The 16,868-nt window shown below is 37.1% G+C and carries 18 protein-coding genes; 13 read left to right on the plus strand and 5 right to left on the minus strand.

Going from position 1 to position 16,868, the window contains the following annotated elements; genetic code table 11:
- Positions 1-277 precede the first annotated feature (277 nt).
- Positions 278-1,180, minus strand: a complete 903-nt coding sequence (locus ACUTSE_RS16315) for a LysR family transcriptional regulator (protein ID WP_445640997.1) — start codon at positions 1,178-1,180, stop codon at positions 278-280.
- Between the two features lie 284 nt (positions 1,181-1,464).
- Here ACUTSE_RS16315 and ACUTSE_RS16320 point away from each other — a divergent pair, with 284 nt between their 5' ends.
- From ACUTSE_RS16320 to ACUTSE_RS16330, 3 genes are read left to right on the plus strand one after another with little or no spacing between them, the layout of a single operon-like run.
- The gene (locus tag ACUTSE_RS16320; RefSeq protein WP_445640998.1) at positions 1,465-2,079 is read left to right on the plus strand and encodes an NAD(P)H-dependent oxidoreductase; all 615 of its coding nucleotides are present in this window, start codon (positions 1,465-1,467) and stop codon (positions 2,077-2,079) included.
- Positions 2,076-2,363 (plus strand): putative quinol monooxygenase, encoded by a 288-nt coding sequence (locus ACUTSE_RS16325; RefSeq protein ID WP_445640999.1) that lies wholly within the window; start codon positions 2,076-2,078, stop codon positions 2,361-2,363. The genes ACUTSE_RS16320 and ACUTSE_RS16325 overlap by 4 nt, the downstream gene beginning before the upstream one ends.
- Positions 2,364-2,367: 4 nt before the next feature.
- Positions 2,368-3,351, plus strand: coding sequence for an aldo/keto reductase (locus ACUTSE_RS16330; RefSeq protein ID WP_445641000.1), 984 nt, complete (start codon positions 2,368-2,370; stop codon positions 3,349-3,351).
- A 101-nt stretch (positions 3,352-3,452) separates the two neighbouring features.
- Here the strand turns inward: ACUTSE_RS16330 and ACUTSE_RS16335 are convergent, their stop codons facing one another.
- Positions 3,453-5,711, minus strand: a complete 2,259-nt coding sequence (locus ACUTSE_RS16335) for an ATP-binding cassette domain-containing protein (RefSeq protein ID WP_445641001.1) — start codon at positions 5,709-5,711, stop codon at positions 3,453-3,455.
- Between the two features lie 115 nt (positions 5,712-5,826).
- Here ACUTSE_RS16335 and ACUTSE_RS16340 point away from each other — a divergent pair, with 115 nt between their 5' ends.
- The 5 genes from ACUTSE_RS16340 to ACUTSE_RS16360 all read left to right on the plus strand — a co-directional run bounded on the left by ACUTSE_RS16340 (position 5,827) and on the right by ACUTSE_RS16360 (position 10,155).
- Positions 5,827-6,246: a MarR family winged helix-turn-helix transcriptional regulator gene (locus tag ACUTSE_RS16340; RefSeq protein ID WP_445641002.1), complete on the plus strand. Its 420-nt coding sequence runs from the start codon at positions 5,827-5,829 to the stop codon at positions 6,244-6,246.
- Positions 6,247-7,281: a S66 family peptidase gene (locus ACUTSE_RS16345; protein WP_445641003.1), complete on the plus strand. Its 1,035-nt coding sequence runs from the start codon at positions 6,247-6,249 to the stop codon at positions 7,279-7,281.
- A gap of 260 nt (positions 7,282-7,541) precedes the next feature.
- Positions 7,542-8,096: a cysteine hydrolase family protein gene (locus ACUTSE_RS16350; RefSeq protein ID WP_445641004.1), complete on the plus strand. Its 555-nt coding sequence runs from the start codon at positions 7,542-7,544 to the stop codon at positions 8,094-8,096.
- 160 nt (positions 8,097-8,256) lie between these two features.
- Entirely contained in the window at positions 8,257-9,132 is an 876-nt protein-coding gene (locus tag ACUTSE_RS16355; RefSeq protein ID WP_445641005.1) for a DMT family transporter, read from the plus strand.
- Between the two features lie 48 nt (positions 9,133-9,180).
- On the plus strand, positions 9,181-10,155 hold the full coding sequence (locus tag ACUTSE_RS16360) for a ribonucleotide-diphosphate reductase subunit beta (protein WP_115090180.1): 975 nt from the start codon (positions 9,181-9,183) through the stop codon (positions 10,153-10,155).
- A 48-nt stretch (positions 10,156-10,203) separates the two neighbouring features.
- On the opposite strand, the gene ACUTSE_RS16365 is transcribed toward ACUTSE_RS16360, so the two are convergent.
- The 3 genes from ACUTSE_RS16365 to serC form a co-directional block, all read right to left on the minus strand.
- The gene (locus tag ACUTSE_RS16365; protein ID WP_445641006.1) at positions 10,204-10,683 is read right to left on the minus strand and encodes a GNAT family N-acetyltransferase; all 480 of its coding nucleotides are present in this window, start codon (positions 10,681-10,683) and stop codon (positions 10,204-10,206) included.
- 196 nt (positions 10,684-10,879) lie between these two features.
- Positions 10,880-11,431 carry a GNAT family N-acetyltransferase gene (locus tag ACUTSE_RS16370; RefSeq protein ID WP_445641007.1) on the minus strand — a complete coding sequence of 184 codons (552 nt, stop codon included), beginning with the start codon at positions 11,429-11,431 and terminating at the stop codon, positions 10,880-10,882.
- Positions 11,432-12,517: a 3-phosphoserine/phosphohydroxythreonine transaminase gene (gene serC, locus ACUTSE_RS16375; protein ID WP_445641008.1), complete on the minus strand. Its 1,086-nt coding sequence runs from the start codon at positions 12,515-12,517 to the stop codon at positions 11,432-11,434.
- Positions 12,518-12,654: 137 nt separating this feature from the next.
- On the opposite strand from serC, the gene ACUTSE_RS16380 reads away from it, so the two are divergent.
- The 5 genes from ACUTSE_RS16380 to ACUTSE_RS16400 all read left to right on the plus strand — a co-directional run bounded on the left by ACUTSE_RS16380 (position 12,655) and on the right by ACUTSE_RS16400 (position 16,786).
- Positions 12,655-14,067, plus strand: coding sequence for an aminotransferase-like domain-containing protein (locus tag ACUTSE_RS16380; RefSeq protein ID WP_445641009.1), 1,413 nt, complete (start codon positions 12,655-12,657; stop codon positions 14,065-14,067).
- 155 nt (positions 14,068-14,222) lie between these two features.
- Positions 14,223-14,786, plus strand: coding sequence for a DUF1572 family protein (locus tag ACUTSE_RS16385; protein ID WP_445641010.1), 564 nt, complete (start codon positions 14,223-14,225; stop codon positions 14,784-14,786).
- 66 nt (positions 14,787-14,852) lie between these two features.
- Positions 14,853-15,638: an alpha/beta fold hydrolase gene (locus tag ACUTSE_RS16390; protein WP_445641011.1), complete on the plus strand. Its 786-nt coding sequence runs from the start codon at positions 14,853-14,855 to the stop codon at positions 15,636-15,638.
- A gap of 102 nt (positions 15,639-15,740) precedes the next feature.
- Positions 15,741-16,289 carry an NADPH-dependent FMN reductase gene (locus tag ACUTSE_RS16395; RefSeq protein WP_445641012.1) on the plus strand — a complete coding sequence of 183 codons (549 nt, stop codon included), beginning with the start codon at positions 15,741-15,743 and terminating at the stop codon, positions 16,287-16,289.
- 89 nt (positions 16,290-16,378) lie between these two features.
- Positions 16,379-16,786: a VOC family protein gene (locus ACUTSE_RS16400; RefSeq protein ID WP_445641013.1), complete on the plus strand. Its 408-nt coding sequence runs from the start codon at positions 16,379-16,381 to the stop codon at positions 16,784-16,786.
- Positions 16,787-16,868: the final 82 nt, after the last annotated feature.

Consider the following 16,868-nt stretch of genomic DNA (forward strand, 5'->3'; position numbering starts at 1 on the left):
GGTGGTTACTTGGGGGTGAATATAACACTCGTCATTCTGCATCGTCGCTCCATACAGTATCCCGGCTAGTATGTCACCCTGACGAAGGAAGGGTCGCATCTGTTACTCTGTCTAGTATCCGTCTAGTCACTCCGTTCTGTATTGTGTCAGCGCGAGATGCGACCCTTCGTTGCCTCAGGGTGATATACTGGGTGTGGATTATGAGATGATGAAAAATTCTTCTTTAATCGATAAATCTCACAAAGAGCAAACCTCACAAAGCACAAACCTCACCCCCTCATACCCTCCATTTCTCTTTCAGCAGTTCTTCCAATTGACCGATTTCTGCTGCATACATGGTTTTCTTTCTCGTGCCGAAGTACAAGGTATTTTCTAACGGTTGGATTCCTTCCCATACCAATTTAATCTTACCAGATTGGATACTATCCTGACAAAGGAAATCGGGTACAATAGCAAATCCAACACCATCACTTAAACAGCGAATAATAGAACTGATATTAGGAACGATGTAATTCGGACTAAAATCAGGGTGTTGTTTAAAATGGGCCAACCAGAAATTCTTTAAGTGCTCCATATCTGCTGCAGTACTGTACCACAGCTGTTGTTTAAGTAACTCGTTTACTGCCGTGATTTGTTGATTGGCTAAGTGTTGTTCGATTTCTGTCGTATCGGTTTGGTTACCCGCAATAAGTACCAATCGCTCTTTAGAGAAAGCGGTGTACTCCAGGTTTTGTTGATTTCCTTTTTGTGGGGTAATAATTAAGTCTAGTAATCCATGATCTAGATCCTGTTGCATTTGTGGATATTCGCCAAACTTAATAATTAAATTAAAGGGAAGCGTAGCAATATGTTCTTCTAGGGTATATTGAAAGGTTTCAAAACACATGCCCACGCTAATTGTTGTGCGATCTGTTTGGGCGCGTTTGTGAAAATGTTGCTCTGCAACTTCTAATTTATTGAGCGATTCTAATACAAAGTTATACAGTATTTTTCCTTTTTCTGTAGGAACCATTTTCCTAGCAGAACGATCAAAAAGTTTATATCCCGTATAAGCCTCTAGGGAGTTTAGATGTAAACTTACCCCAGGTTGGGAGATAAACAATTCTTGAGCAGCAGCAGATAGTGTGCCCGTTTCGTAAATCGCTTTAAAGGTTCTGATCCATTCTAGATTCCAACGCATAAGGTATAATATTTATAATACAAAAGTAAGATTTAATTCATTACAATAGTACATTGAAGCTGTTGCAAATTGGGGATAGTTCTGTAAAAGAGGGAAGTTATACCCTTGAGCGATTGTTGACTGAAAACGTGAAAACACCTTATTTTATTGGGTTGAACGTGTATTATGCAGCATAGAATCGATTGTTAAGTATTATAATTCTAATAGTTTGCTATCATATAAGTTATTTTTGTAATACATATAAATGATAGAACTTTGCCCTATCAATAATTAAAATAATACCTATGAAAAAGATATTTATTATTAATGGGGGGCAGACGTTTGCACATTCTGGGGGTTTATTCAATAATACCGTAACCAATTGGACAGCAGATACGCTTCGTGAATTAGACCATGAAGTACGCATCACCAATATAAATAATCCTTATACGCCAGCAGAAGAAGCTGAAAATTACAAATGGGCGGATGTCATCATTTACCATACACCTATCTGGTGGTTCCAAGTGCCGAATGGGTTAAAAAAGTACATTGATGAAGTATTTACGGCAGGACATAACAACGGCATTTACGCCAATGATGGAAGAAGTAGAAAAAATCCAGACATCAACTATGGTACTGGGGGATTAATGCAGGGGAAACACTATATGGTGACGAGTTCATGGAATGCGCCTCAAACGGCCTTTACACTAGCAGGTGAGTTTTTTGATGAACATTCGGAAGACGAGGGTGTTTTGTTTGGCTTCCACAAAATGAATCAATTTATTGGTTTAACCAAGTTAGAAGGATTTCACTTTCACGATTTAGAAAAAAATTGCACCGCGGCGAGATTACAAGCGTATCATCAGGACTATGTTGCACACCTAAAAAAACAATTTACTAACTTTATAGGAGTATCATGAACATTAGTATAACTGCTATTATTAAAGCCAAACCTGAATATCGAGCGGGAGTTTTGGCTGTATTGCTTCAGATGGTTGAACAGAGCCGTAAAGAAGCGGCTTGTTTGCAATATGATTTACACCAAGACCAATCCGATGCGTGTACGTTTGTTTTTTATGAGATTTGGCGCGATCAACAAGGATTAGACCAGCACAATCAACAGGCTTACATCCAAGAATTTGGCGCCTTAATTGGAACTCAATTACAAGAACAACCACAATTATTTATCACAAAAAAAATATAATACAATGGAATACAGAAAATTAGGAAATACAGATTTAGAATTATCGGCAATCACCTATGGTGCATTTGCTATTGGAGGAACGATGTGGGGCGGAAATGAACAAAAAGATTCTATAGCATCAGTTAAAGCATCCATTGATCACGGGGTAACCACGTTAGATACAGCACCTTTCTATGGATTTGGATTAAGCGAAGAAATGATTGGTCAAGCCATCAAAGGGTATGACCGAAGTAAAATTCAATTGCTTAGTAAATTTGGTTTAGTATGGGACGGAAGCAATAAAGGCAAAGGAGAATTCTTCTTTGATGCTGGAGAAGGAGGAAAGCAAATTCCGGTATATAAATACGCTTCTAAAGCCAATGTAATCAAAGAAGTGGAAGAGAGCTTAAAACGCTTGCAAACGGATTATATCGACTTGTTGCAGATTCACTGGCCAGATCAAACGACGCCTATTGCAGAAACCATGGAAGCATTAGAACTGCTACTTCAACAAGGAAAAATACGCGCTGCAGGGGTGAGCAATTACAGCGTAGATCAGGTAAAAGAAGCCCGTCAAACGTTGAATATCGCGAGTAATCAAGTAGGATATAGCATGTTAAATAGAGGGATAGAACAAGATTTAGTTCCTTATGCCTTGGATCACAACTTGGGTATTATTGTTTATAGTCCAATGGAAAGAGGATTATTAACAGGGAAATACTTTAACGATGGAAAACTAAAAGACAATGACCACAGAAACGGGTATTTCCAACAGTTTGATTTGGCGAAAGTAGAAGCGTTTCTACAAGCGATTACGCCATTGGCACAAGATAAAGGAGCAACACTTTCTCAATTGGTATTGCGTTGGACTACTTTGCAACCCGCTATTTCAGTGGTATTAGCAGGTTCTCGTAATGCAGAACAAGCCATCGCCAATGCTCAAGCGATGAATATTAACTTGACAGATGCAGATTTGCAATTTATTCATGCGGAATTAGCTAAAATCTAATTGCAGTAAAAGAGTGTAATACCAAACAAAAAGCGCGAATCACAGTTCGCGCTTTTTGTTTGCTTTATTGGGTATACGCAATGTATGACATTGCTTGCTGCTTACATTCGAGCGAGATGTTCTTTTAGGTACTGACCGGTAACAGAAGTCGTATCTTGAATTAGATCTGTTACAGTACCTGTAAAGACAAGAGTCCCTCCATTTTTTCCAGCTCCAGGGCCGAGGTCAATAACCCAATCTGCTTGAGCAATAACATCTAAGTTGTGTTCAATCACAAGAACGGTATTCCCTTTGTCTACAAGCGTATGGATGTAATCTAGGAGTCTTTGTGTATCATTTGGATGAAGTCCGGTACTAGGTTCATCTAACACAATGATTTGATTAGTTTTTTTTAATTCTTTCGCTAGTTTTAGTCGTTGTCTTTCCCCACCAGAAAAAGAATCCAGGCGTTGTCCAAGGGTTAAATAACCCAAACCCAATTGAAGGAGAATAGAAAAGACGGATGTGTAACTAGGAGCGTTCTTAAAGAAAATAAGAGCATCATCAACGGTCATATTCATAAGGTCTACAATGGTCTTGTTGTGGTAGGTATAGTGTAAAACCGCAGGCTTAAATCCAGATCCTCCACAAACTTCACAGGGTTGTTCAATATCATCTAAAAAAGCCAAATCGATTTTCTCTGTGCCCAATCCTTTGCAATTTTCACAAGCACCTTCACTATTGCGGCTGAAGTATTTATCCGAAACGGCATTGGCTTTTGCAAATCGCTTTCTTAGGTCATCCGATAAACCTAAAAAGGTCAGCATATTGGATCGCACATTCGCTGTAAATGGCGATTGATCAATCACAGTAACTGCGGGGTAATATTGAGGAAGCACCTGGTTGATGAGGGTACTCTTCCCTGAACCAGCGACTCCTGTAACAACTGTCAGGATCTGTTTTGGTATTGCTACGCTTATGTTTTTTAAATTGTGCAACGTAGTCGGACCAAGCTGTAAATACGCCGTGGCTGTTCTTGGTGTTGTATTACTCGTAGGTGGTGTAGCAAAATAGCGCCCTGTTGCCCCTGTAGAGGTTGACAACGCATCAAAAGGTCCCGCATAGCAGATGGTTCCGCCAGCTTTACCTGATTTAGGCCCCATATCAATAACCCAATCCGCTATTTTGATTAAATCAGGATCGTGTTCTACCACTAGAACCGTATTGCCTTTATCTCGGATTTGCTTGATGATGTTTGCAATATTGTGTAAGTCTTTGGGATGTAATCCGATACTGGGTTCATCAAAAATATAAAGCAAATCCGTGAGGCTGTTGCCTAGATTTCGCACCATCTTAATTCGCTGACTTTCCCCACCTGATAGGGTTTCTGTTCGTCGATCCAGCGTTAAATACGGCAATCCAATAGCAAGTAAGTTTTGAAGCTTTTCTTTTAAATCGTCTAGTATAACTTCAAATGTATCAGATGGAAGCGATTGGATAAAATCCAGTAATTCGTCGATGGATAGGGCAGTAGCATCAGCAATATTCAACTGATTTATCGTACAAGATAAAATCGTTTCGTTTAATCGTTGTCCGTTACAACTCGGACAGGTTACGGTAGTTGTTACAAGATGTAAATCTTTCTTGCGCCTGCTGTTTTCCTTGGAGTTCTTCTTTAAGAACGTTTGTTCAATTCGAGGAATAAGTCCTTCGTATTGGACTGTTTTTCCCCATTCTTTGCTGGGATTTAAGGGTTTGTGTGCTGGAGCATACAACAGCATCTCCCATTCTTCAGGCGTGTAATCGGCTAGTTTCTTATCTGGATCAAAATAGCCCGATAACGTATAACGGGTTAATCTCCATCCTCCAGGTTGAAACGTTGGAAATAAGATGGCTCCTTGAAGCAAGGATTTACTTTTGTCTAGCAGAGCTTCGATATTGATTGTTTGCGTAAACCCCAGTCCTTCACAGGCAGGACACATCCCCAGCGGATTATTAAAAGAAAAAGCGTTGGAATAACCTACAAAGGGCGTTCCCATTCGAGCATATAACAAACGAAGAGAAGCGTAAATATCTGTTGCTGTTCCAACGGTCGATCGGGCATTACCTCCCAGTTTCTTTTGGTTGATTAAAAGGGGCACATTTAAGTTTTCTATTTTATCCACATCAGGAATCCCCAAATGCTGTAATCGATTGCGTGTAAAACTGTCTTGCGTCTCATTGAATTGACGTTGAGCCTCGGCTCCAATCGTTTTAAATACCAAAGAAGATTTACCTGATCCAGAAACACCCGTAAAAACAGTGATTTTGTTTTTGGGTATCGTCAAGGATAGGTTCTTGAGGTTATTTTGTCTTGCGTTTGTGATTCGAATGTGTTTCATAGTATATAACTTAGTTAATACTTAACAAAGTTAATCATTGTTTTGGATAGAAAAACAAATGGTAGTCTCAAATTAATATTTAACTTTGTTAATTAGTAAGGAAGGAAACGAGGAAATGAAAAGCAAAGAGAAAGCGTTTTACAATCTTTTCACGGAACTTCAATGTTCGGTGTTAGCCAATGCGAGTAAAAGTAGTGTAAATGGTATTACAGCTACGCATTATACTATTTTGGAGTACTTGTATCACAATGACATGAGTACGGGCAAACAAATCGCCCAGGATTTTCAAATCAGTGCACCTGCAATTTCTCGACAGATCAAGTTTTTATTGGAGCATGATTTTATTCAACAAACCCAATCTACAGCAGATCGTCGAACGTTTTATATGAGTCTGACAAAAAAAGGCAAAGACGTTGTTACACATTCCGAAAGTTTCAGAGCGAGCTTTACTCAAAAAGCACATGAAGTATTAACCAAAGAAGAAATAGAAGTGTTTCAAACACTTTTAGCCAAAATATTACAATCAACAATATAAATGAAAACATTAATACAACCACAGCGCCTACAAAAAGGAGATACCGTAGCCACGATTTCCTTGTCTTGGGGTGGAGCAGGTGATTTACCTATCCGCTATCAAGCTGGTAAAAAACAGATCGAAGAACAATTTGGATTGAAGGTTGTTGAAACCACACATGCGTTACAACCAGCGCAATGGATTTATGAGCATCCGGAAGCGAGAGCGAATGATTTAATGGAAGTATTTAAAAATCCAGCAATTAAAGCTATTTTTTCTACTATTGGAGGAGAGGAAAGTATTCGCCTCCTGAAGTATATAGATTTTGATGTTATTCGTCAAAATCCGAAGATTTTTTTGGGGTTTTCTGATACAACTATCACGCACTTTATGTGTTTAAAAGCTGGATTAGGTTCTTTTTATGGAACTTCGGTTTTAGTTGGTTTTGCCGAAAATGGAGGCATGCATTCGTATCAGATCGAAGATATTAAACGCACCTTTTTTGATACAGCTCCAAGGGGAGAAATACAACCCAACACAGGGTGGACTACGGAGTTTTTAGATTGGTTTGATCCTTCTTTACAGCCTGTAAAAAGAGCACTTACTCCGAGTGAAGGATGGGATTTCGCAAGGGGCAAAGGGAAGGTACAAGGGCCTCTGATTGGCGGTTGTATGGAAGTCCTGGAAATGATAAAAGGGACGGTATTATGGCCAGAATTGGAGGTATGGAAAGGGGCTATTCTATTTTTGGAAACCTCAGAAGAAAAACCAGAACCGTTTTATATCAGACATTGGTTACGCGGGTATGCTGCCATGGGAATATTAGAGGTAATAAACGGCTTGATTATTGGACGCCCGTATGATAATCTGCATGCGGCGGAATATAGACAAGCAATTTTACAAGTATTGGATGAGGAGGGATTGACGGATTTACCTGTAATTATGCAGATGGACTTCGGTCATACTTGCCCTACGTTTACCTTGCCGTATGGACGATTGGCTGAAATGGATATGGAAGCAAAACGCTTTGCTATTTTAGAGTCGGGCGTGCAATAAGAAAAAAGAAACTGGATAAATCTTTTTTCCGCTTGTTGGATTGTTCTTTTGGGCAATTGAATCAAATAGAACTTAGATTTTTTGTATCTTAGTTTATCCATCTATTCGTTTATTTTCTTGGTTAAAAAGAAAGTACAAGCAGAGAAATTTGAACTTTTGTTCTTGTATATAGAAAACCGATTAGTCCACTAATCGGTTTTTTTCAATTATACTCCAAAATAGTTGGTACGTGTATTCATCCAATTTAAAATCGAAATAAAATGAAAAAAGCATTGTTAATCGTCGATATTCAAAATGACTATTTTGAGCAAGGAGCCTGGGAATTAGTAGGATCTACAGCAGCAAGCTTACAAGCACAAAAAGTACTCCACCATTTTAGAAAAGAGCATTTACCCATTATTCATATTCAACATTTTGCAGTTGGAGAGGGACTTCCCTTCTTTAAGCCCAATACACCGGGTGTTGAAATACACGATAATGTGAAACCTTTAGCATCGGAAAAGGTCATTGCAAAGCATTATCCAAATAGCTTTAAAGAGACGGAGTTGTTGGAATATTTGCAAGAAAACGGAATTACATCTTTAGTGATTATGGGGATGATGACTCATATGTGTATTGATGCAACCACACGCGCAGCAAAGGATTTTGGTTTTGACTGTACGGTTATTTCGGATGCTTGTGCATCAAGAGATCTAGAATTGCAAGGAAAAATAGTAAAGGCCTTGGATGTGCATACGGCTTTTCTATCTGCCTTGGGGTTTGCTTATGCAAATGTTCTACCTGCTGAGGTATATTTAACTTCCAATAATCAATAAATTAAAAAAAAAGCATCCTTAGGTACAAGGATGCTTTTTCTTTTTCTCTTCTTTTTATTGGAGCTTTTTATAGGCAAATAGCCTGTGTCCATTAAATTCTGAAAACCTGTGTCTATATCTATTTTTTTGTTCGGCTTAGTTTTGTTACAAATAAAAAAGTATGACAAAAATACAAGAGAATATGACACAAGGCTGGATTAATGGCTTAATCGGGGTAATTCTGTTTAGTGGCTCATTACCAGCTACAAGGATTGCCGTTTTAGAACTAGATCCGGTGTTTTTAACGGTAGTTCGCGCTACGATTGCTGGTATTTTGGCCGTAGTAACCTTATTTATTTTTAAAGAAAAAAAACCAAGTAAAAGCCAAATAGGATCTTTGCTTATCGTTTCGTTAGGGGTAGTGGTTGGTTTTCCTTTGCTAACGGCTTTGGCTTTGCAATACATTACTTCTGCCCATTCTATTGTCTTTTTGGGAATCTTGCCTGTAGCGACTGCTGTATTTGGAATTATAAGAGGAGGGGAGCGTCCAAAACCTATTTTTTGGCTCTTTTCTATTCTTGGAAGCCTCTTAGTTATTGGTTATGCGGTAGCTCAAGGTTTAACGGCTTCGCCAATTGGAGATCTATTGATGATTGCTGCCGTTCTACTATGTGGATTAGGCTATGCAGAAGGCGCTAAATTATCTAAATCACTAGGTGGATGGCAAGTTATTTCTTGGGCTTTAGTACTTTCTTTGCCACTCATGTTGCTATTGTCTGTGGTGTATTGGCCTTCCACACTCGAAGGTATTAGTACTAGTGCTTGGGTGAGTCTAGCTTATGTATCTTTATTTAGCATGTTTATCGGTTTTATTTTTTGGTATAAAGGATTGGCACAAGGTGGAATTGCTACGATTGGTCAATTGCAATTGCTACAGCCTTTATTTGGGTTAGCCCTAGCAGGTTTACTCCTAAAAGAAGAAGTGAGTATCGGAATGATTATCGTAACCTTCTTTGTTATTCTTTGTGTAGCAGGAACCAAGAAATTTGCTAAATAACCTACACCTCCTTTTTTTGTTTACTACATAATTTTAAAACTATATACTATGTCTATTTTTGATAAAAGGGTGAGTTATAAACCTTTTGAATATCCTGGGGTTTATCAATTTACAGATGCTATTAATAAATCGTTTTGGGTACAAAGTGAAGTTGATTTTACAGCAGATACACAAGATTTTCATTCGCATTTGACCACAGATGAAAAATTAGCCATTAAAAATAGCTTGCTAGCTATTGCTCAAATTGAAGTGGCCATCAAAACTTTTTGGGGAAATCTGTATCTACATTTTCCAAAACCAGAGTTCAATGGCTTAGGCACAACGTTTGCGGAGTGCGAATTTAGACATTCTGAAGCGTATTCAAGATTATTGGACGTATTGGGATATAATGATGAATTTGATGCCCTTTTAGAAATTCCAGTAATTAAAGAACGCATTGAGTATTTGAGTAAAGTACTGGAAAATGCCAATCATACTGATCGTAAAAAGTATGTGGTTTCTTTGATTCTATTTTCATTATTAATAGAAAATGTATCCTTGTTTAGTCAATTTGCTATCATCTTATCTTTTACTCGTTTTAAAGGATTGATGAAAAACATCAGTAACATTATTGCTTGGACTTCAGTAGATGAACAAGTACATGCGAATGCAGGGATTTATATCATCAATATTGTGCGCAAAGAATTCCCCGATTTCTTTGACCAAGAATTAATTGATCATATACACGAAGTGGTTCATCATTCTATAGATATTGAAAGTAAAATATTAGATTGGATTTTCGATGCGAAAGTTATTGAAACCGTTAAAAAAGAAGATTTATTAAACTTTATGAAGTTTAGAGTAGATGAAAGTATGCTTAAAATTGGTTTGGATAAAGTATATCATGTAACAGCAGAAGAATATGCCCCAATGAAGTGGTTTGAGGAAGAGGTATTTGCGAATACTTTAGATGATTTTTTTGCCAAACGCCCCGTGGATTATACCAAACACGACAAGAGTTTTACTTCAGAAGATTTGTTTTAGTAGCCTGCTCAAATGTAAAAAGAGTGTTGTTCATGCAACACTCTTTTTTTATTTTATTTTTTGCGACATGACACGTTGAGGTCCTTTGACACCTTGATAAACCTTTTGCATATCTCGGTAGTGTGTTTTAAGATACAATTGATAGGCTTGTTCATTCTCAAAATTGACACCAAAAACAATTTCATCAATCGATGGATAATGGGTTTTTACAAAATCAGGTAATAATAGCATGGCTTGTTTGGCAATGCCCTTTCCTTGATATTGAGGATTGAGACTGAGTGCGCGTAGTAAAATAGCGTGTTGATTTGAGGTATAGACCAAACGATCAGTTGAGGTATCCAACGAAAAGAAACCTACGGGTTTAGCATGATATAAAATGCAGTATTGTGTGCGTTCAACTTTAGCCAGAACCTCCGGGTTATTTAATATTTGTTGTGGAATCATAGAAAATTGCGTTTGCTCTTCGTCTAAGCAATATGCAGTTAAATCATCATAATATTCGGGTATATAGGGTTGTAACGTGACCATAAGTGCATGTGTTTGTTTTAAAGTTTAGCGTAACTCAGTTTCTGTAGTACTTCCATAGCTTTTGTAAGCTAATTTTTAGGTACAAAAACAAGGTCATAAAAGTAAGCGGCAACTCCATTACAACTAATTCCTGCTTGACTTCATGCAATTGAAAAAGCAGTAATTAATTCCTCAGCTTCTAAAGCAGCGTGAACTTCTAAAGTAATTGTACCTCTCGTTCTGGTATTGTATGCTGATAAATAGCAATTAATTCCGTTGCGAGATTAAAGGTAGTAAAACTAGGTTGAATAGGAAGGTATAATAACTGAAAATTGACACCAAAAACTTGTATTTTTTCAGTAGTCAGGATTGCTCCATTTCTTTCGTAAAAAGCAATTCTTTTTTGACGTATTTCTTTTTCTTCTGAATCCGTTGCTTCTTCTGGAATTTCACATTCTAGAATTATTACTTTTGCTGACAATAAGGGAATCAATTTTTGAATAAATAAAGATCCAATGCCCTTACCTCGTCCAGCTTCTTGGGTTACGGCAAAATAATCCAACAATACAACATCTTTATTTTGCCAGCAAAAAGAAGCATAGGCTTTAATTTGTTGATTTTCAACTAGCGCATAAGCAGCATATTGATTATTTTTAAAGGCGACCTCTAGAAGCGATAGCGGTTTAACTTCTGCTGGAGGAAAATCCGCTAGTAGATGTTGTTTATAAATGACTTGAAACGCATGAAAATCGAGTGTAATACAATTCATCTATTTAGTAGTTATATGTTTAAAGACTTCAAATTCTTGCATAACGGAAATTAGGGCTTTTACACTTTCTAAATCTAATGCATTATAAAGCGAGGCTCTGAATCCACCATAATTAGCATATTGTTTAATTCCAATCACCTGGCGTTGAGCAGCGAAATCTAGAAATTCTTGCTCATGTTCGGGGTGATTCGCCAAGAAGGTTACATTCATTTTACTGCGTTGACTGATATTGCGTACTCTACCTGTAAAAAGACTGTTTCGCTCTATCTCTTGATAAAGCAAATCACTCTTAATCTGATTTAATTTTTCTATTTCTTCAACACCACCTTGCGATTCCAGCCATTGTAAATTGAGAAGAGTAGAATAGATAGCAAAAACAGGAGGCGTATTGTAAAGCGATTTATGTGTTGCTAACACGTTGTAATTAAATACATTTGGAATATGAGGATTGACACGTGCTAATAAGTCTTCTTTGATGACAACAATGGAAACCCCTGCTGCACCAGCATTTTTCTGTACACTTGCGTATACCATATCAAAGGAAGAGACCTCTATTTTTGCACTTAATATATCAGAAGAGCGATCACAAATTAGAGGAACATTAGTTTTAGGAACCTCGTATAAAGCAGTTCCATAGATGGTATTGTTTGACGTATAATGAAAATAAGCACTAGCATCAGGAATGATATAATCTACAGGAATTGCAGTATAGTCTTGCATTTTACCCGTTGCTACAACCTGTACGTTTCCATAGTATTTGGCTTCATTAATTGCATGAGAAGCCCAAACGCCACTATCTAAGTAGGCAGCTTCGGTCTTATTCGTTAAAAAATTCATCGGTATTTGAGCAAAGTGCTGACTGGCACCACCAGCTAAAAATAAAACGGCGTAGTTGGAAGGAATAGAGAGCAACCTGCGTAAACGTTCTTCCGTTTCTTCTAAAATGGCTGCAAAAGTTGGAGATCGATGGGAAATTTCAAGTAAAGAAAGCCCCGTACCTTGATAGTTTTTAATAGCATCAGCTGCTTGGTTGTATACAAAATCAGGTAAAACTGCGGGACCACCGCTAAAATTGTGAATTTTCATTTTACTATAAGTATTAGATGATACAAGGATAAAACAGAAAATAAAATAAGTACAGTCACAGTTTTAGTTTTAAATTGGACACAGATTGGGAGTGCATATCCTCCTTGTAATACCATTGATTTTATTCTAGATTAGACATGAAAAAGGATTTTTTATACAATGAATTAGCAGATAATATCGCCAATAAGATAAAAAAGGGAGTACTAAAAACTGGAGAACGCCTTCCTTCTGTACGGATGTTGAGTGAAGAACACGGTGTGAGTATAAATACAGCAAAAAGGGTTTTTCTAGAATTGGAAGCACAGTCATTAATCGAATCAAAACCTAAAAAAGGATACTATGTAAGTGCTTTAAATTATTTAAAACTACCCTTACCAGAAATCAGTCAACCCATGCCGATAGCTAATAATGCGGCTCCTAGTGAGTTAATGAATGGGGTGTATTCTACTATGGGAAACCGTGATTTAACGCTGTTTTCTATTGGAGTACCGTCTGGAGATCTTCTGCCTTTGGCAAAATTAAAGCATGAAATTGTTTTAGCAACTCGAGCGCTAGAAGAAGGAGGTACAGAATATGAACCTTTGCAGGGCAATGAAAAATTGCGCAGAATGGTGGCTGCTCGTTCTTTAGCTTGGGGCGGTAATCTAGTGGAAGATGATATTATTACGACCAACGGTTGTATGAATGCCTTGGTTCTATGTTTAATGGCTCTTACAAAACCTGGCGATACTATCGCTTTAGAAAGTCCATGTTATCCTGGTATTCTTCAGCTAGCTGTTAGTTTGGGGTTAAAGGTCTTAGAAGTGGCAACTCATCCGATAACAGGCATTGATATTGAAGGGTTAAAACAATTGCTCCCTCAAATTGATGTTTGTCTGTTAGTTCCCAATTTTAATACGCCTTTAGGGTATTGCATGCCAGATGAAAACAAACAAGAAATTGTTGCGCTATTAGCTCAAAACAATATACCCTTAATTGAAGATGATACGTATGGTGATTTGCATTTTGATTTAGAAAGACCTAAATCATGTAAATCATTTGATACAGAAGGAAATGTACTGTGGTGTGGTTCTGTATCAAAGACCTTGGCTCCAGGCTTTCGAGTGGGATGGGTTGCACCAGGTAAATACAAAGATAAAATCTTAAAATTAAAACTTGTTCAGTCGGTATCTTCTACAGCTTTAATCAATGAGGCAGTAGGGAATTTTCTATTGACGGGTAAATATGAATACCATCTTCGTCAGTTAAGAAGGAAACTACAGGAAAATTACCAAAGATATGTAGACTGTATTGTGCAATATTTTCCAGAAGGAACGAAAGTAAGTCGACCACAAGGAGGCCTCGCGTTATGGGTAGAGTTTCCAAAAGATATTAATACAAATGAGTTGTATAATCTGGCGCTAAAAAAGAAAATCAGTATTTCTCCTGGTCGAATTTTTACGCTTCAGGATCAATATCACAATTGCATGCGCTTGTGTATTGGTTTGCCTTGGACCAATCAGGTGGAAGTAAAGTTAAAAGAATTGGGACGTTTAGCTAAAATGATGTAAAAACTTCAGGCGTAGCAATCTTGTAAAACTGCAATTTGGTGTAGTTTCCATGCTGTTTGTCCTATTTGGGTAATGAAGATGCCTTTTATATTTGTAAAGGACAAGATGATATCATACATATTAAAACAAATCAAACTCAAAACAAAATATACGGTATGACATTACAAGAAATCAAAGGCATACGAAAACAATTTGAATATTATCAAATGCTTGCAGATAAAACAGTAGGATTACTTTCTCAAGAAGAATTAAATTGGAAGTATAATATAGAAAGTAATTCGATAGCAATGATTATGCGCCATATAACGGGTAATTTATTATCTCGTTTTACTAATTTTTTTTCAGAAGATGGAGAGAAAACATGGAGAGATAGAGACAATGAATTTGCAGATGGTATTTATGATAAAAATGAAATAATCACAAATTGGACAAAAGGCTGGACGGTTTTATTTGAAGTGTTAGAGGGTATAACAGAAGAAAATATCCATGCTGTTGTAAAGATTAGAAATCAGGATCACACAGTTGGCGAGGCGTTATACCGACAATTGGCGCATTATCCTTATCATATAGGACAGATTGTCTTTTTGGGCAAGTTAATTAAAAATACGGAGTGGGAATCGTTATCTATCCCTAGAAATAAATCTCAGGCTTACAATACAGAAAAATTTAACCAAGCGAATACAGATACTCATTTTACCGATGACTATTTAACTAAATAAATTTACACTTGTGATGCAAAAAAGACTTAGTTTACTAAGTCTTTTTTAATTCAATATACGATTATTATGATTCAAAGAACCTTTACATCTAACGGAGGGGAGGTCATTTTAGGCCTCCACCAAGCAGAACTATATTACGAAGTTATTGGTAAAAAAGGCGCTCCTTGTATTGTCCTTTTGCCAGGAGGCCTTGCAACAGTTAGTGACTTTAATACTTTTACGCCCTATTTGTCGCTGCATTATCAATTGATTGGTATTGATTTTAGAGGGCAAGGACGTTCTTCCTTGGGTACTATAGATCGTCTTACGTATCCCTTACTAATGGATGATGTGGAACGTATCTTAGTCAAACTCGGAATTGAGCATGCGGGTTTTATTGGTTTTAGCGATGGAGGTACGGTGGGATATCATCTAGGAAATAGCCAAAAAATTAAAATGGATTGGTTAATCAGTATTGGAGGAACCTGGTGTTATCAAGATACACAAGGTACAGATCATTTAACCCCAGCTCAATGTCAGGCTCTTTTTCCTGCGTTCTACAACCTGTATCAAGACGTGAATCCAGATCAGAATTTTACGCTTGTTGCTCAATTAGTTGTGGCGATGTGGCGTGATGGAAGTAATGAAAATCTCCCTCTTGATCTTGCCAAACAACTAAAATGCCCTGTTTTAATTGTGTGCGGTGAAAAAGACACTGCTTTACTTCCGGAAAGTGCGTTGAAATTAGCACAACAGATAACTAATTCAAGTCTTTTTATTGTTCCATTTATTGGGCATGATGCGTTTAATGTTCCAAATAATCTCTTTGTAGAAGGAATGCTTCATTTTTTAACTCGTGTTAGATCTACGTAATGAGTGCTGTGAATAGTAGCCTAAAATCTCCAAGATGTAGGAGGGAGAATTAGGGGGATAGTCTTATATTAGAAAGGATTAAAAGCATAAAGTAAAATACCAATGAAACATATTGTCATTATTAAGGGGAGTGCAGGACATGCGTCTGCCAATCATGTATTTGCAACCTATATGAAAGAGAAAATAGCAACTCGTTTTAAGGTTACTTTTTATGATGAACTTACGCAGTTGCCTCATTTTGTACCTGAATTATCTAGTGAACATACACCCAAAGCCATCCTGGAGTTTAGAACGCTAATTCAGGAGGCGGATGGAATTCTAATTTTAACACCGGAGTATATTTTTAGTATTCCCAGCGGACTGAAAAACGCATTTGAATGGTGTGTTTCAACTACTGTTTTTACCAATAAACCGATAGGTTTAATTACAGCTGCAGCAAATGGCGTAAAAGGACATGAAGAATTGGAGTTAATTACGCGAACGCTTGATGCTAAATTTACGACAGAGACGAGTTTGCTTATTGCTGGAGCAAAGGGGAAAATAAATAAGGAAACGGGTGAAATTGAAGAGAATACCAAACAGATATTGGATCAATTTATCCGTAACTTTATTACTTATATCGATAGGAAAGAGGATGAGATAGTAAGCTAATCTAAACTTCCACCAAGAGTGGATATTGTCATTGTAATTTGATGTACCACTCTACATTACCCTAACCGTTTAATTAAATTAGAGAAGTTATGAAAGTAAAGCATTTAGATCATTTTGTTATGACTGTTTTGGACATAGATAGAACCGTAGCGTTTTATACTGAGATCATGGGTATGGAACTAATCGTTTTTGGAGAAAACAGAAAAGCACTGAAGTTTGGGAACCAGAAGATAAACTTACATCAAAAAGGGAAAGAATTTGAGCCTAAAGCACTTTATCCAACAGTAGCAGCTTTGGATTTGTGTTTTATTGTAGCAGATAAAATGGAAGATATAGTAGCGGAATTAGAACTAAAAAAGATTGAAATTATCGAAGGAATTGTCGAGAGAACAGGAGCTTTGGGTAAAATTCAATCTATTTATTTTCGAGACCCCGATGGAAATCTAATTGAGCTAAGTAATTATGAAAAAGGAGAGAATGGTTCCATTAATCCTTGAAAAGAGAACGCAAAGTAAAAAGCCTTGAAAATATACGAGTATGTATTGATTATTTCAAGGCTTTTAAAATGATAGTTATACG

It is taken from the genome of Myroides sp. TSA_177.3 (assembly GCF_052691955.1).

Excerpts from the sequence above, each read along its gene's own strand:
- ACUTSE_RS16315 (WP_445640997.1), bottom strand. The coding sequence starts at position 1,180 with ATGCGTTGGAATCTAGAATGGATCAGAACCTTTAAAGCGATTTACGAA.
- ACUTSE_RS16320 (WP_445640998.1), top strand. The coding sequence starts at position 1,465 with ATGAAAAAGATATTTATTATTAATGGGGGGCAGACGTTTGCACATTCT.
- ACUTSE_RS16325 (WP_445640999.1), top strand. The coding sequence starts at position 2,076 with ATGAACATTAGTATAACTGCTATTATTAAAGCCAAACCTGAATATCGA.
- ACUTSE_RS16330 (WP_445641000.1), top strand. The coding sequence starts at position 2,368 with ATGGAATACAGAAAATTAGGAAATACAGATTTAGAATTATCGGCAATC.
- ACUTSE_RS16335 (WP_445641001.1), bottom strand. The coding sequence starts at position 5,711 with ATGAAACACATTCGAATCACAAACGCAAGACAAAATAACCTCAAGAAC.
- ACUTSE_RS16340 (WP_445641002.1), top strand. The coding sequence starts at position 5,827 with ATGAAAAGCAAAGAGAAAGCGTTTTACAATCTTTTCACGGAACTTCAA.
- ACUTSE_RS16345 (WP_445641003.1), top strand. The coding sequence starts at position 6,247 with ATGAAAACATTAATACAACCACAGCGCCTACAAAAAGGAGATACCGTA.
- ACUTSE_RS16350 (WP_445641004.1), top strand. The coding sequence starts at position 7,542 with ATGAAAAAAGCATTGTTAATCGTCGATATTCAAAATGACTATTTTGAG.
- ACUTSE_RS16355 (WP_445641005.1), top strand. The coding sequence starts at position 8,257 with ATGACAAAAATACAAGAGAATATGACACAAGGCTGGATTAATGGCTTA.
- ACUTSE_RS16360 (WP_115090180.1), top strand. The coding sequence starts at position 9,181 with ATGTCTATTTTTGATAAAAGGGTGAGTTATAAACCTTTTGAATATCCT.
- ACUTSE_RS16365 (WP_445641006.1), bottom strand. The coding sequence starts at position 10,683 with ATGGTCACGTTACAACCCTATATACCCGAATATTATGATGATTTAACT.
- ACUTSE_RS16370 (WP_445641007.1), bottom strand. The coding sequence starts at position 11,431 with ATGAATTGTATTACACTCGATTTTCATGCGTTTCAAGTCATTTATAAA.
- serC (WP_445641008.1), bottom strand. The coding sequence starts at position 12,517 with ATGAAAATTCACAATTTTAGCGGTGGTCCCGCAGTTTTACCTGATTTT.
- ACUTSE_RS16380 (WP_445641009.1), top strand. The coding sequence starts at position 12,655 with ATGAAAAAGGATTTTTTATACAATGAATTAGCAGATAATATCGCCAAT.
- ACUTSE_RS16385 (WP_445641010.1), top strand. The coding sequence starts at position 14,223 with ATGACATTACAAGAAATCAAAGGCATACGAAAACAATTTGAATATTAT.
- ACUTSE_RS16390 (WP_445641011.1), top strand. The coding sequence starts at position 14,853 with ATGATTCAAAGAACCTTTACATCTAACGGAGGGGAGGTCATTTTAGGC.
- ACUTSE_RS16395 (WP_445641012.1), top strand. The coding sequence starts at position 15,741 with ATGAAACATATTGTCATTATTAAGGGGAGTGCAGGACATGCGTCTGCC.
- ACUTSE_RS16400 (WP_445641013.1), top strand. The coding sequence starts at position 16,379 with ATGAAAGTAAAGCATTTAGATCATTTTGTTATGACTGTTTTGGACATA.